This window comes from Streptosporangium jomthongense, from assembly GCF_042650425.1.
GTDB lineage: Bacteria > Actinomycetota > Actinomycetes > Streptosporangiales > Streptosporangiaceae > Streptosporangium.
Genome location: NZ_JBHSBC010000018.1, coordinates 290,738 through 303,959 on the forward strand (window position 1 = coordinate 290,738; position 13,222 = coordinate 303,959).

Consider the following 13,222-nt stretch of genomic DNA (forward strand, 5'->3'; position numbering starts at 1 on the left):
CGTCGGTGGCCGGGCCTTCGCGCGACGGGTTCAGGCCTTGTCCGCGGCGGCGATCGACAGAAGCTCCTCCGCGTGTGCCCTGCCCAGTTCGGAGTCCTCAAGCCCGGCGAGCATCCGGGAGAGCTCTCGCGCCCGTCCGTCCTTGTCCAGGGCGACCACACCGCTGCGTACGACGCTGCCGTCGCTCGCCTTCTCCACCACGAGGTGCTGGTCGGCGAAGGCCGCGACCTGGGGCAGGTGAGTGACGACGATCACCTGTGCGGTGCGCGCCAGGCGTGCCAGCCTGCGGCCGATCTCCACCGCGGCCTTGCCGCCGACCCCCGCGTCGACCTCGTCGAAGACGAACGTCGGGACGGGGTCGGCACCGGCGAAGACGACCTCGATGGCGAGCATGACCCGGCTCAGCTCGCCGCCGGAGGCGCCCTTGTTCAGCGGCAGCGCCGGCGAGGCGGGGTGCGGGGCCATGCGCAGCTCCACCTCGTCGATCCCGTGCGGCCCGAACTCCGCCGCGGCGGTGATGACGACGGTCACCCTGGCGTGCGGCATGGCCAGAGCGGTGAGCTCCTCGGTGACGGCCTGTCCGAACCGTTCGGCGGCGGCCGTCCTGACGCGGGTCAGCTCGGCGGCCAGCTCGGTCAGCCTGCCGGTGAGCTCCTCGTGTTCGCGGGCGAGTTCGCCGATCCGCTCGTCGTCACCCTCCAGCTCGGCGACCCGCGCCGCGGCCTGCTCGGCCCAGGTGAGCACGACGCCGGTGTCCTCGCCGTACTTGCGCAGCAGGTGGTTGAGCACGGCCTGCCGTTCCTGCACGGCCGCAAGCCGAGCCGGGTCCGCCTCGACGGACTCGGCGTAGGAGGCCAGCTCGGTGGCCACGTCCGAGATCAGGTAACCCGCCTCGGCGAGCCGGTCGGCGATCCCGGCGAGCACCGGGTCGAATTCGCGGACCGCCTCGACGGCGGCTCGTGCCCGTCCGACCAGGGTGACGGCGTCCTGCATCTCCCCCTCGCCGGACATCGGGTCGCCGAGCAGCGCGCCGTGCGCGGTCTCGGCCGCGCTCCTGAGGGAGTCGGCGTGGGCGAGTCTCTCCCCCTCCTCACGCAGTTCGGTCTCCTCCCCACGTCTGGGGTCGGCCTGCTCGACCTCCTGAAGCCCGAACCTGAGCAGGTCCGCCTCCTGGGCGCGTTCCCTGGCCCTGTCGGTGAGCTCGGCCAGCTGGTCGGCGACCTGCCTGTGCCGTTTGTAGGCCTGCTCGTAGGAGCGCAACGGCTTGACCAGTTCCTCGCCCACGTAGCGGTCGAGGGCCGCGCGCTGGCGTCCCGGCTGCAGCAGCCGCTGCTGGTCCATCTGGCCGTGCACGGCGACCAGATCCTCGGCCAGGTAGGTGAGGGTGCCGACGGGCACGCTCCGCCCGCCGAGCCAGGCCCGGCTGCGGCCCTCCGCCGAGACGGTGCGGGAGATGATCAGCTCGCCGTCCTCGACCTGGCCGCCCACGTCCTGCACCTGCTGGGCGACCCGGCCCGCCGGATCGACCACGAGAGTGCCCTCGACCGTCGCCCTGTCCGAACCGGGCCGGACACGGGCCGGGTCCGCCCTGCCTCCGAACAGCAGCCCGAGACCGGTCACAACCATGGTCTTACCCGCACCCGTCTCGCCCGTGAGCACGGTGAACCCCGGCGAGAGCACCAGGACGGCCTCGTCGATCACACCGAGCCCTTGGATGCGGACCTCCTCGACCCTGGGTCGCACTGGTCCCTCCCGTCACATCGAATTCACCGAACATCAGTGCGGTGCGCGGGCACGATCCTACGCGTTCGGGACGACCACCGCCCGGACGATCTAGGCTCGCGTCCGGCCGCGCCACCCCTGGACGGGAAGGTCGAACTTGGCGACCAGCCTGTCGGTGAAAGGCGCCCCGGTGTCCTCGATCCCGTGCAGACGCGCCAGCCGTACGGGGAGGTCGGCTCTGCGGACCTCGACGCGCGCCCCGGCGGGCAGGTCGAACCGGCGGCGCCCGTCGCACCACAGCACCGCCCCCGCCGTCGCGGGCTGGACCTCCAGCGCCAGCGTCGAACGGGGCGAAACGACCAGCGGCCTGGCGAACAGCGCGTGGGCACTGATCGGCACCAGCAGCATCGCCTCGACCTCCGGCCACACCACCGGGCCGCCCGCGGAGAAGGCGTAGGCGGTCGAACCCGTCGGCGTGGCGCAGATGACCCCGTCGCACCCCCAGCGCGACAGAGGCCGTCCGTCGACCTCGGCGACCACTTCGAGCATCCGCTCGCGTTTCTCCACCGTGGCCTCGTTGAGCGCCCACGTGTCGGCCAGCAGCTGCCCGTTGAGGCGGGCGGTGACCTCGACGGTCATCCGCTCCTCGACGTCGTAGCGGCCCCGCACCACGGAGTCGACCGCGTCCGAGAGGTTCTCGACCTCCGCCTCGGCCAGGAAGCCGACGTGCCCGAGGTTGACGCCGAGCAGCGGCACCCCCGCCGGACGGGCCAGTTCGGCGGCCCGCAGCAGGCTGCCGTCACCGCCCAGAACGATCATCATCTCGGCGCCGTGTACCGCCGTCTCACCCGCGGGCGTCACCTCGACGCCCGCGCACGCGATCGACTCGGCCTCGGCTCGCAGGACACGGACGGTCAGCCCGGCCTTGACCAGCCTGCCGATCACCAGACGGGCGCTGTCGACGGCCGCGCCCCGCCCGGTGTGGGCGGTGACCAGCACGGTGCGCTTGGCAGTCATGTTCCACTCTCCCGGAGGGCGGGCACTACTGGGGACCTTCCGCGACCGCGCGCCCGATCTCGGCCGCGACGTCCGCTACCTGTGGCGGGCCTTCTCCCCGGCCCAGCCAGATGACGTACTCGACGTTTCCCGAAGGGCCGGGCAGCGGACTCGCGGTGACACCCCGCACGGTCAGGCCGAGCGCCCGCGCGCTGTCGGCGACGTCCTGTACGGCCTGGCCCCGCAGCACCGGGTCCCTGACGACCCCGCCGGCGCCGACCCGTTCCCTGCCGACCTCGAACTGGGGTTTGACCAGCATCGCGAAGTCCGCCCGCTCCGCGGCGCAGGCGACCAGGGCGGGCAGCACCAGACGCAGCGAGATGAACGACAGGTCCCCGACGATCAGCGTGGGCGGCTGCCCGACCATCTCGGGGGTCAGATCCCTGACATTGACCCGCTCCATGACCGTGACCCGCTCGTCGGTCCGCAACGACCAGGCCAGCTGGCCGTAACCGACGTCGACGGCCAGCACGTGCGCGGCGCCGTTGCGCAGCAGCACGTCGGTGAAACCCCCGGTCGAGGCTCCCGCGTCCAGGCAGTGGCGTCCCTCGACGGTCAGCCCCCGGGGGCCGAAGGCCTCAAGGGCGCCGAGCAGCTTGTGCGCCCCCCGCGAGACGTAGTCGGGGCCCTCCGCGGCCTCGGCGACCACGATCGCGGAGGCGGTCTCCACCTGGGTGGCCGGTTTGGCGGCCACCTGGCCGCCGACGGTGACCCTGCCCGCCTCGATGAGCTGAGACGCCTGTTCGCGGGACCTGGCCAGGCCGCGCCGTACCAGTTCGCTGTCGAGGCGTGTGCGGCGGCTCACCGGTGCTGGTCCGCGGTGCCGTCCGCCGCGGCGAGTGCCTGTTCGAGCCCGGCGAACACCTCCTCGAACACACTCGCGTGCGCGGAGACAGGCGTCGTACCCAGCCGGGCCAGCCCGCCCAGCGCCGTGTCGACCCGCTCCTCTCCGGTCTCCCCCGGCAGGTCCGTCATGCGCCCCCCATCGAAAGCCGTTCCCCGCCGGCTCGGCGGCCGGCGTGGTGGTCGCACGGGAACGGATCCACACCGCCCCGTGTCGCCTTGACCGTATCGGAAGCCGTGCCGCGCGTCGCATCGGCCACTCACCGACCGAAGTGGGCGGTCCGCGAACTACTGTACGTGTCTCGCCCGTTGTCACCTTGATGGAACGGAAGGCCGCCCGCGCGTACCCTCACGTCATCCAGGAACACCGTGTCGGGAGCCTTCTCGCACGCACCGGATCACGTGCCACATCGATGTGGAACGCTACCGTCCGTAGAGACGACAAGGAGTTCGGGCCGCCCGGACAGAAGGGAGCGCCAAACGATGGCGACCGTCGACGAGTGCCGGGTGGCACTGCGCAAACTCGGCGAGCAGTTCGACGAACTCGACCAGGAGAGCCGCGCCAGGCACGTGGTCGACCGCAGCATCAGCTGTCACATCAGCGACCTGGGGGTCACCTTCTACGGCCGCATCCACCACGGAGGGCTCGGCCCCTTCGACGACCTTCCTCCGGGTGACGCCAGATCCGCGAACGTGAAGCTGACCATAGGCAGTGACGACCTGATCGCCCTGGTCAACGGTGAACTCGACATGGGGCGCGCGGTGTTCGGCGGCCGTGTCAAGATCGATGCCAGTTTCGGCGACCTGATGCGCCTGCGTAAGCTCCTGTGAGCCGTCACGGCCCCCGGTTTCGGGACGTCTCACCCGGGTGAGGACGTCCGGCCGGAGAGCGGGGAGCCGAGGACGGCCTTCACGGCGTCCTCGTCCGCCCGGCCGACACCGGCCGCCTCCCACGCCGCGGCGCAGGCCGCCCTGAGGCCGTCGACGGGGTCCCCCTCCCCCTCCAGCCTGAGACGGCCCTCCTGCCAGCGGGCGTTCCACCTGCGGCAGGACCAGCCGTCTCCGGCCCGTCGCACCTGAGGGTAGGGCAGGTGCAGAGCCGACAGGTCCGCCGCGACGTACGAGGGCCTGTGCTCGGGTGGCGCCGTCAGCAGGTCCAGCGGAGTGGTCACGCCTGTCAGCACGAGCAGCCCGTCGACTCCGGCGTTGGTCGCTCCCTCGATGTCGGTGTCGAGCCGGTCGCCGACCACCAGGGGCCGCTTCGAACCGGTCCGCAGGATCGACTCGCGGTGCAGTGGCGGCTCCGGCTTTCCCGCGACGATCGGCTCGGCCCCGGTCGCCGTGGCGATCACCCTGATCATCGCGCCGTTGCCCGGGACCTCACCGCGTCCCGTGGGCATGGTCGAGTCCGCGTTCGCGGCCACGAACAGAGCCCCCTGCCGTACGGCCAGCGCCCCCTCGGCCAGCAAGCCGTAGGAGATGCCGTGGGCCATGCCCTGCACCACCGCCGCCGGGTCTTCCAGGGCGGTGCTGACCGGACGCAGCCCATGGGCGCGTACGGCGTCACGCAGACCCATCCCGCCGACGACCAGCACCGCGGCGCCCGGATCGACCCGTTCGGCCACCAGTCTCGCGGCGGCCTGAGCCGAGGTGACCACGTCATCGGGCGTGGCGGGAGCGCCGAGCGCGCTCAGGTGCTGGGCGATCGCGCGAGGAGTGCGTGAGGCGTTGTTGGTGACGTACGCGAGCCGTACGCCGCGTTCCACCGCCTCACGCAGCGCCTCGGGAGCCCCCGGCACGGCGTCGGGCCCGAGATACACCACCCCATCGAGATCGAGGAGAAGAGTGTCATAGGGGTCGATCAACGTTTGCGTGTCCACCCGCCCATTCCATCACCCGCGGGAATCACGCCCGGCGGGCGCGTAGCGTCGCCCGGACGCTCTTCAGGGCCGACACGTAGTGCCGCTGGTCGGGACGCATGGCGACGGCGATGGCAAGGGGCTCCTGTGCCCCCTCCATGTCACCGGTCCGCCACAGAGCGAGCCCGAGCCCGAAATAGGCGTAGTCCTCGGCCGGGTTCGCGTCGATGATCCATCGGAAGCTGTCGGCGGCGTCGGCGTACTGTCTGGAGTTGAACTGGGCACGGGCGAGTGCCTCGCGGATGCTTCGCGACTCCGGCTCCGCGTCGGCGGCACGTTCCAGCAGCGCGGCGGCCGCGGCCGGACTGCCCTCGCCCAGCAGCTTCATCCCTCGTTGAAACCATTCATAGACGTCCCCGACCGGAGCGCCCGTCTCGGGGTTGGGGGAATCAGACGGACCGCTACGTCCTTGGACCATGCGTTAGGCCTCCTTCATCGACAGACGACAGATCTGACCGATCCCCTGACGGACCCGGGTACCGCATCACCGAGGCGGCCCCTGGACGTTTCAGGCCTTTATGGCAGCATGCCCTATATGGCGAATCCTGAACTGCCGATACACGACGGGCTCGTGCTTCGCCCGTTCCGTGGCGTACGGTTCACGGTCGGCAATCCCGCGGAGGTGACCTCTCCCCCCTACGACCTCATCGAGGAAAACGGCGTTCAGGACCTGCTCACCTCACATCCCAACAACGTGGTGCGGCTCATCCTTCCCGGAGCCGACCGCCACCGGTACGCCGAGGCACGGCAGACCCTGGACGCGTGGCTCTCCTCCGGGGTGCTGGCCGCCGACGAGACGCCGGCCGTCTACGTCTACGAGCAGGATGGCCCCGGGGTCCTGCAACGCGGGCTCATCGGCGACGTCGGCCTGGCCGAGCCGGAACAGGGTGTCATCCTGCCGCACGAGGACGTGATGCCCGGCCCGGTCGCCGATCGGCTGGCCCTCATGCGGGTGACCGAGGCGAACCTGGAGCCGATCTTCCTTCTCTACGAGGGCGCGGGAGGAACCGCCACCCGTCTTGTCGACCGGATCGCCGCCGACCGGTCGCCCCTGGTCGAGGCATGGACCCAGGACGGGGTCAGGCACCGGCTGTGGGCCGTCACCGATCCGGAGGAACTCTCCGGCATCAACGCCGACCTCCGTTCCCGCCAGGCCCTCATCGCGGACGGCCATCACCGTTACGCCACCTATCTCGCCCTTCAGCGCGAACACCACGCCGCCTCCGGCTCTGCTCCTTCCTCTTCTGCGGGCACCGCTTCCCCGATGAACAGCTTTCCGCCGGGCGCGAGCACACAGGACCAGCCCGTTGAGCCGGGACCCTGGGACTTCGGTCTGGCTCTTCTGGTGGACTCCGACTCCTATCCGCCGAACCTGCGGGCCATCCACCGCGTCATCCCGGGTCTGCCGCTTCGGGAGGCCGTGGACCGAGCCGGGCAGGCCTGGAAAGTCCGCCGGCACACCGACCTCACGGAGGGGTTGGCGGCCCTGGCCCAAGCGGAGGAACCCTCCTTTCTCCTGTCGGACGGAGACGACACGTATCTGCTCACCGACCCCGACCCCGTGCGGCTCGGCAGCGCCATGCCCGAACATCGCTCCGCTCGATGGCGCGCGCTGAACACCGCCGTCCTCGCGGAGTTCGTCCTGCCCGGACTCTGGGGACTGCGGGACGACGAACAGACGGTACGCATCGTGCACCACGACCCCGCGGCAGCCGTACGGCTCGCGCGGGTGAGCGAGGGAACGGCCGTGTTGCTCAACCCGTTGACGGTCGACGACGTGCTCGCGGTCGCGGCCCAGGCGGAGCGGGTGCCGCGCAAGTCCACTTCCTTCGGCCCCAAACCCCGCACGGGACTGGTGTTGCGCGTGCTGTCCCTCGGCTGAGGCTCCGTACGGAAGAAGACTCCCGGTCAGCCACCATCCGATCGGCTCATGCCCGTGACCAGACGGGCCCGCCCCGTTCTCCTGGCCCCGGGAAAGGACACCGGATCTACGCCCTCCGGGGGGTGCCCAGGCGAGGCCGGTTCGTGAGCGCCCTTCGTAAGAGCAGCCCCGCCTTCAGACGCCTGCCCCGGAGCCGCCGACGACGTGATCACCGGCGTGGGCTGCTCCGGGCCGGAAACTCCGCCCTCTTTTCCACCTGCGGGCTCGCCCGGATGCCCGAGACGTCTGGCCGAGCGGACCTCGACCTCGTAACCCGACGACTTCGAACCCTCACTTCCCCACCAACGGCGACGCAGTGCTCCCTCCACCTCCACCATGTCGTCGGCGAGCCACTCGGCTGCGGTCACGGTGACCTCAGGCTCGAACGACGCGCACGGAATGGTGTCCACCTGGCCTCCTCTGCCACGGCGCTGCCGTCTGACGATCATCCGCCAGGTGCCGAGCGTGCCGCCGCTCTGCAGTGACCGGATGCGCACCGCCTCGGGCAGTCGACCCACAAGTGTGACCTCGTTACGGTCCATCGGATCCTCCTTCGATCTCTGCCGACCGAGGACCACTCTTTACGATGTGAGCTGTGCCGGAACGACTAGAACGCCGTTCTGGGGATAACCGTTCCAGTTCTGAGGTGGCCTGTGGACAACATCACCGCCCTCGGCGGAGAGGTCTATGAGATCGACACAAGGATGGCGGGATACTCAGGTATCACGGCTGGATACCTGATTCTGGGAGATCGTCCCTGTCTGGTGGAGACAGGAACCGCGACCTCCGCTCCCGTGGTCCGCGACGCCCTCGCCTCCCTCGGCGTCGGCCCCGGTGATCTCGCGACAATCGTGGTGACGCACATCCATCTGGACCACGCCGGTGGGGTCGGCGATCTGGCAGGGTTCTATCCCGAGGCGGAGATCGTGGTTCATGAGAAAGGCGCCAGACACCTCGCCGACCCCTCCCGGCTGATGGCCAGCGCGAGAATGGTGTGGGGTGACAAGCTGGACGTCCTGTTCGGCGAGATGTCCCCGACCGAGGCTGCGAGAATCCGCGCGCTCGGCGACACGGGAAGCGTCGACCTCGGCAACGGCCGTACGCTCAGCAGCCACTACTCGCCGGGCCACGCCAAACACCATGTGGGACTGATCGACTCGGGGACCGGCGACCTGTATGTCGGCGACGCCGCCGGGGTCTACCTGCCGCAGACCGGAGATCTGCGTCCGGCCACTCCCCCGCCGGACTTCGACCTGCGGACCGCGCTGGACTCGATCGCCCTGTTCGAGGCGTTGGGCCCGCAGCGGCTACTGTTCAGCCACTACGGGCCCGTTGACGACGTCCAGGAGACTCTGGAGCGTTCCGCTGAGGAACTACGCGTCTGGGTGGACCTGACCCGCCAGGCGCACTCCGCCGGTATGGACCTGGACCACGCCGTGGCGATGGTCAGGGAACGCACCCGGGAGAGATACGCGGCACTGCAGGCCGACGACGCGACAGCCGAACAGTTCGAACTGCTCAGCGGCGCTCCGTCCAACGTGGCGGGGATCATCCACTGGCTGGACCGCGTCCAGCCGTGAGACGACGTCCCGTCCCGGGCGGGCAGGCGCCTCACCCGGGACGGGTACGGGTCACTTCTTCTTCTCGTCCTTGGTGACGTCATCGTCGTCGTCGGCCGGAGAGTCACCGAGCGTGTCACCGAAGTCGGGCTCGATGAAGGCAGGACCGACGCCGGGCTCGATCCGCTCCGTCACCTTGTCCTCCTCGCCCTCGGGCTTGAGCTCGGCCTCGCCGAGGAGCGGCTCTCCAGCGGCGAGGTCGCCCACAGGCTCAAGGTCCTGAAGGTCGTCCTCAGCCTCGATCTCCGCGTCGAGGACGGCGGCGTCGTCGATCATGACGGTCTCCACGACGATTCCCTCGTCCTCCGCTTCGGGAAGGTCGGCCACCTCGTCGGCGTCCAGCCCGTCGAGGTCGAGGTCCTCGTCGTCCTCAAGATCCTCGATGTCGTCGATGATCGTTCCGGTCAGCTCCGCGTACCGCTCGGCCGCGTCGGTCTCGCCGTCCTCGTCGAAGGCCATGGCACGGCCGAACCACTCGGTGGCAGCCTCCTCGTGCCCCGCGTCGGCGAGCGCGTCGGCGTAGGCGAAGGCGAGCCTCGCCGACCAGGGGTGCGGACGCGTGTCACGCAGCTCAGGCAGACGCTGGAGGGTGATGACCGCGGCGTCCTTCTGGTGAAGGTCACGACGGGCACCGGACTCCACGATGGCGAGCTCGATCTTGCCGGCCCTGTCGAGACGCTCCGCCTCCTTCGATCGGGCCAGGTCCAGCGCCCGCTCAGGACGACCGAGTCCCCGCTCGCAGTCCGCCATGACCGGCAGGAAGGAGTCGGAACCCGTCATGCGGCGGGCGGCGCGCAGGTCGCTGAGCGCCTCCGCGAAGTGCCCCGCCCGGTAGGCGGCGATGCCGACGGCCTCGCGGACCACGCCGATGCGGGCCGCGAAACGACGAGCCACCTTCGTGTGCTCGTAGGCCTGCTCGGCCTCGTCCTCCCCGAGGGCCCGCTCCGCCGCCACGAGGTGGCGGGAGACCAGGTCCGCGAGGTCGAGCGGGAGGGAACTCAGCTCTTCCCTGACCTCCTTGTCGAGTTCCTCGGCGGTGATGTCGGGAGCCATCGCAGGCAGTTCCTCGCGCGCGTTGGCCGGGGCCTCGCCGCGCTCGCCGGGCTCCTGGTTCCTGCTGTAGCGCGTGCGGGAACCCTCACCTTCGCCGCGGAACGCGCCGCCCCGGTCACCTCGGTCGCCTCGGTCGTAGGAAGGCCTGTCACGGTCACCGTAGGGACGGCGCTCGCCACCACCACGGTTGTCGCGGTCGACGTAGGGACGGCGCTCACCACCGCCGCGGTCGTCGCGGTAGCCACCTCCGGGACGGTCGTCACGGTTGAACGGACGACGATCCCCCCCAGGACGCGGACCACGAGCCTGGTCACGATCACCGTAAGAACGGCGCTCGCCACCACCACGGTTGTCACGGTCACCGTAGGGACGGCGCTCACCGCCGCCACGGTTGTCCCGGTAGCCACCACCGGGGCGATCACCCTGATCACGGGAACCGTACGAACCACGGGACTGGTCACGATCACCGTAGGAACGGCGCTCACCGCCGCCGCGGTTGTCGCGGTAACCACCACCGGGACGGTCATCACGACCATACGAAGGACGATCCCCCCGATCACGGGAACCGTACGAACCACGAGCCTGATCACGATCGCCGTAGGAGCGACGCTCTCCGCCGCGGTCGTCGCGGTAGCCACCGCCGGGACGATCGTCACGGTTGAACGGACGACGATCCCCCCCAGGACGCGGACCACGAGCCTGGTCACGATCACCGTAAGAACGACGCTCGCCACCACGGTTGTCACGGTCACCGTACGAACCACGGGACTGGTCACGGTCACCGTAGGAACGGCGCTCACCGCCACCGCGGTTGTCGCGGTAACCACCATCGGGACGGTCATCACGACCATACGAAGGACGATCCCCCCGATCACGGGAACCGTACGAACCACGAGCCTGATCACGATCACCGTAGGAACGGCGCTCACCACCGGGACGGTCGTCACGGTTGAACGGACGACGATCCCCCCCAGGACGCGGACCACGAGCCTGGTCACGATCGCCGTAGGAGCGGCGCTCGCCACCACCACGGTTGTCACGGTCACCGTACGAACCACGGGACTGGTCACGGTCACCGTAGGAACGGCGCTCACCGCCACCACGGTTGTCCCGATAACCACCACCGGGACGATCACCCTGATCACGGGAACCGTACGAACCACGGGACTGGTCACGATCACCGTAGGAACGGCGCTCACCGCCGCCGCGGTTGTCGCGGTAACCACCACCGGGACGGTCATCACGACCATACGAAGGACGATCCCCCCGATCACGGGAACCGTACGAACCTCCTGAACGCCCTTCTCGGCGCTCGCCATATCGAGGACCGTCCCCTGGACGTCCCCTGCCACCGGCCCCGCGGTTGTCGCGGTAGCCCCCCTGACCGCCGAATCCGCGGTTTTCGCCTTCTTCGCGCCGGCCCGCGCCGTCACGCCCGTTGTCACTGTTCACTTCTGGTTCCATTTCGTTTGCTCACTCGGCGAGCGCGTCCCGATCTTCAGATGAATGGGACGATTCGCTGTGCGGGCGATCTCCGGCCGCAGGACACATCCCGTTCGCTATCGCTGCCCTGTCCTATCGTGGTCTGGCGCAACGAAGGCCACCCTCGGTGGGGCGGCCCGGCTCCTCCAGCCTAGCAAGCCACTCAAAGTCCGGAGGCCTATGCCGTCGTATCGAAGGCGGCCAAGGATACGGACTGCCCAGCCCCTACCTGCCTTTACAGTTCCGCAGCCCCCGTACTGTTCCCTGGAGTCTTTTTATCCTGAAATCGCAGCTGATAGCCGGTGAGCCCCACGATCAGCAGAACCCTGGCCGCGCCAACAGCAAGCAGATCGCACCTCTTGCGATGCTGAAGCCATGACCGATCTTGAGCCTGTCGATCTGGAGTTGTTCACTGGATTCGCCGCGAAGATTGATCCGCTCATGCAGAGCGTCCTCGTCAGTGGGGATGTGGAGCAGATGAGTGGCTTCGTCCGCGAAGCGGCGTGGAGCTGTACGGAGAGGCCGTACTTCGAGCACCTGCCGGAAGTAGGCGAGCTCTACAGCGCCTGGATGGGAATCGACGACGTCCTCGATGGCTGGCCCGCCGACTACGGGACCGACATCGATGCCCTGGCCATGCGCGAGTTCGGACTCGCGGCCCAGGAGTGGCTGGAGATGCCACTGACGGAGACCGGGTTCCGGCACTACATGCGTCGGTGGGGGACACGGGTCGCGGAAGACGCCTGGCCCTCACCCGGAGGAGTCAACCGGCGGCAGCGGCCAACCATCACGATGGCTCCCACCGACCTTGAGAACTTCACGACCTGATGGCACTGACCAACACAGATGTGAAAGCCGACCACACCACACGTACGCTGCCTCGTTGAAGGCCTCTTACCTGGCCTATGTCGTCCTCGACGGCATGCTCGTCTTGATCACCCGGCCCGCTGAGGACACTCCGTGCCGCTCGGCAGATTCCTCACTGATCCGGTTGGCCAGCTGGTTGGACATGAAAGGTGTTGGGTCGGCTTCTCCTCCGCCGGGCCGGTTTATTCATACCGCGCACAAAAAGAGCGGATCTCGCCAGGCACCGTTCTTCGAGCAATGGAACACACCTCTACGGCACCACCTGGTCCTCCCACCACCCGCCCCCGCAACAGAAAAAGGGGCAGCCGTTGTCAACAGCGGCTGAATCTTGGCCCCCTGGAACCCGCCCGTCGCCACAGGATCAGTTTTCACCCATCGTTCCACCGGCCACCCCACCCACCACAAACACCCCTGGAAGACCGGACGAGCGGACGAGCGGTAACCCGTCCTGTCCGGCGAACCCCACACCCTCCCACCCCGCTCCTGAAACAAAAAAAGGGGCGGCTTTCGCCACCCCCAACCCCAGACACCCCGCCCAGAACGCAACCCCACCCGCACCAAACACCCCCGGGACCCCCGGAGCCAGGCGCAAAAGGGGCAGCCCCGCTACCCCTCAAACACCCCCGCACTCCCAGGCCAGGCACAAACTCCCAGGCCAGGCACAAAAAAAAGGGGGGCCACCCCGAAAAGGATGACCCCCCACAAAAGATTGTCCGGCGGCGACCTACTCTCCCACACCG

At 69.2% G+C, this 13,222-nt stretch carries 13 protein-coding genes; 5 read left to right on the forward strand and 8 right to left on the reverse strand.

What is annotated here, in order from left to right; genetic code table 11:
* Positions 1-30 precede the first annotated feature (30 nt).
* From recN to ACFOYY_RS19015, 4 genes are all read right to left on the reverse strand, one after another.
* The gene (gene recN / locus ACFOYY_RS19000) at positions 31-1,743 is read right to left on the reverse strand and encodes a DNA repair protein RecN (protein ID WP_352013218.1); all 1,713 of its coding nucleotides are present in this window, start codon (positions 1,741-1,743) and stop codon (positions 31-33) included.
* 90 nt (positions 1,744-1,833) lie between these two features.
* Positions 1,834-2,739, reverse strand: a complete 906-nt coding sequence (locus ACFOYY_RS19005; protein ID WP_352013219.1) for an NAD kinase — start codon at positions 2,737-2,739, stop codon at positions 1,834-1,836.
* Positions 2,740-2,764: 25 nt separating this feature from the next.
* Positions 2,765-3,583 carry a TlyA family RNA methyltransferase gene (locus ACFOYY_RS19010; RefSeq protein WP_352013220.1) on the reverse strand — a complete coding sequence of 273 codons (819 nt, stop codon included), beginning with the start codon at positions 3,581-3,583 and terminating at the stop codon, positions 2,765-2,767.
* Positions 3,580-3,753 (reverse strand): hypothetical protein, encoded by a 174-nt coding sequence (locus ACFOYY_RS19015; protein ID WP_352013221.1) that lies wholly within the window; start codon positions 3,751-3,753, stop codon positions 3,580-3,582. Before ACFOYY_RS19015 ends, ACFOYY_RS19010 begins: the two co-directional genes overlap by 4 nt.
* Before the next feature lie 351 nt (positions 3,754-4,104).
* On the opposite strand from ACFOYY_RS19015, the gene ACFOYY_RS19020 reads away from it, so the two are divergent.
* Entirely contained in the window at positions 4,105-4,452 is a 348-nt protein-coding gene (locus ACFOYY_RS19020) for an SCP2 sterol-binding domain-containing protein (protein ID WP_352013222.1), read from the forward strand.
* 29 nt (positions 4,453-4,481) lie between these two features.
* Here the strand turns inward: ACFOYY_RS19020 and ACFOYY_RS19025 are convergent, their stop codons facing one another.
* Both ACFOYY_RS19025 and ACFOYY_RS19030 read right to left on the reverse strand, forming a co-directional pair.
* Positions 4,482-5,501 carry an HAD-IIA family hydrolase gene (locus ACFOYY_RS19025; RefSeq protein ID WP_386190431.1) on the reverse strand — a complete coding sequence of 340 codons (1,020 nt, stop codon included), beginning with the start codon at positions 5,499-5,501 and terminating at the stop codon, positions 4,482-4,484.
* Positions 5,502-5,526: 25 nt separating this feature from the next.
* The gene (locus ACFOYY_RS19030) at positions 5,527-5,868 is read right to left on the reverse strand and encodes a tetratricopeptide repeat protein (protein WP_352013224.1); all 342 of its coding nucleotides are present in this window, start codon (positions 5,866-5,868) and stop codon (positions 5,527-5,529) included.
* A 207-nt stretch (positions 5,869-6,075) separates the two neighbouring features.
* On the opposite strand from ACFOYY_RS19030, the gene ACFOYY_RS19035 reads away from it, so the two are divergent.
* Positions 6,076-7,422 (forward strand): DUF1015 family protein, encoded by a 1,347-nt coding sequence (locus tag ACFOYY_RS19035; RefSeq protein WP_386190432.1) that lies wholly within the window; start codon positions 6,076-6,078, stop codon positions 7,420-7,422.
* A 26-nt stretch (positions 7,423-7,448) separates the two neighbouring features.
* On the opposite strand, the gene ACFOYY_RS19040 is transcribed toward ACFOYY_RS19035, so the two are convergent.
* Positions 7,449-8,003, reverse strand: coding sequence for a single-stranded DNA-binding protein (locus ACFOYY_RS19040; RefSeq protein ID WP_386190433.1), 555 nt, complete (start codon positions 8,001-8,003; stop codon positions 7,449-7,451).
* Between the two features lie 162 nt (positions 8,004-8,165).
* On the opposite strand from ACFOYY_RS19040, the gene ACFOYY_RS19045 reads away from it, so the two are divergent.
* Positions 8,166-9,041: an MBL fold metallo-hydrolase gene (locus tag ACFOYY_RS19045; protein WP_362915984.1), complete on the forward strand. Its 876-nt coding sequence runs from the start codon at positions 8,166-8,168 to the stop codon at positions 9,039-9,041.
* A 51-nt stretch (positions 9,042-9,092) separates the two neighbouring features.
* On the opposite strand, the gene ACFOYY_RS19050 is transcribed toward ACFOYY_RS19045, so the two are convergent.
* Positions 9,093-10,133 carry a hypothetical protein gene (locus ACFOYY_RS19050; RefSeq protein ID WP_386190434.1) on the reverse strand — a complete coding sequence of 347 codons (1,041 nt, stop codon included), beginning with the start codon at positions 10,131-10,133 and terminating at the stop codon, positions 9,093-9,095.
* Here ACFOYY_RS19050 and ACFOYY_RS19055 point away from each other — a divergent pair.
* A complete protein-coding gene (locus ACFOYY_RS19055; RefSeq protein WP_386190435.1) occupies positions 10,038-11,429 on the forward strand; it encodes a hypothetical protein in 1,392 nt (463 codons plus the stop codon). The genes ACFOYY_RS19050 and ACFOYY_RS19055 overlap by 96 nt on opposite strands.
* Before the next feature lie 561 nt (positions 11,430-11,990).
* Positions 11,991-12,443, forward strand: coding sequence for a hypothetical protein (locus ACFOYY_RS19060; RefSeq protein WP_386190436.1), 453 nt, complete (start codon positions 11,991-11,993; stop codon positions 12,441-12,443).
* Positions 12,444-13,222: the final 779 nt, after the last annotated feature.

Bases quoted from the DNA above. Each gene is read 5' to 3' on its own strand.
- ACFOYY_RS19045 (WP_362915984.1), top strand. From the start codon at position 8,166: ATGGCGGGATACTCAGGTATCACGGCTGGATACCTGATTCTGGGAGAT.
- ACFOYY_RS19005 (WP_352013219.1), bottom strand. From the start codon at position 2,739: ATGACTGCCAAGCGCACCGTGCTGGTCACCGCCCACACCGGGCGGGGC.
- ACFOYY_RS19030 (WP_352013224.1), bottom strand. From the start codon at position 5,868: ATGAAGCTGCTGGGCGAGGGCAGTCCGGCCGCGGCCGCCGCGCTGCTG.
- ACFOYY_RS19015 (WP_352013221.1), bottom strand. From the start codon at position 3,753: ATGACGGACCTGCCGGGGGAGACCGGAGAGGAGCGGGTCGACACGGCG.
- ACFOYY_RS19040 (WP_386190433.1), bottom strand. From the start codon at position 8,003: ATGGACCGTAACGAGGTCACACTTGTGGGTCGACTGCCCGAGGCGGTG.
- ACFOYY_RS19060 (WP_386190436.1), top strand. From the start codon at position 11,991: ATGACCGATCTTGAGCCTGTCGATCTGGAGTTGTTCACTGGATTCGCC.
- ACFOYY_RS19050 (WP_386190434.1), bottom strand. From the start codon at position 10,133: ATGGCTCCCGACATCACCGCCGAGGAACTCGACAAGGAGGTCAGGGAA.
- ACFOYY_RS19035 (WP_386190432.1), top strand. From the start codon at position 6,076: ATGGCGAATCCTGAACTGCCGATACACGACGGGCTCGTGCTTCGCCCG.
- ACFOYY_RS19020 (WP_352013222.1), top strand. From the start codon at position 4,105: ATGGCGACCGTCGACGAGTGCCGGGTGGCACTGCGCAAACTCGGCGAG.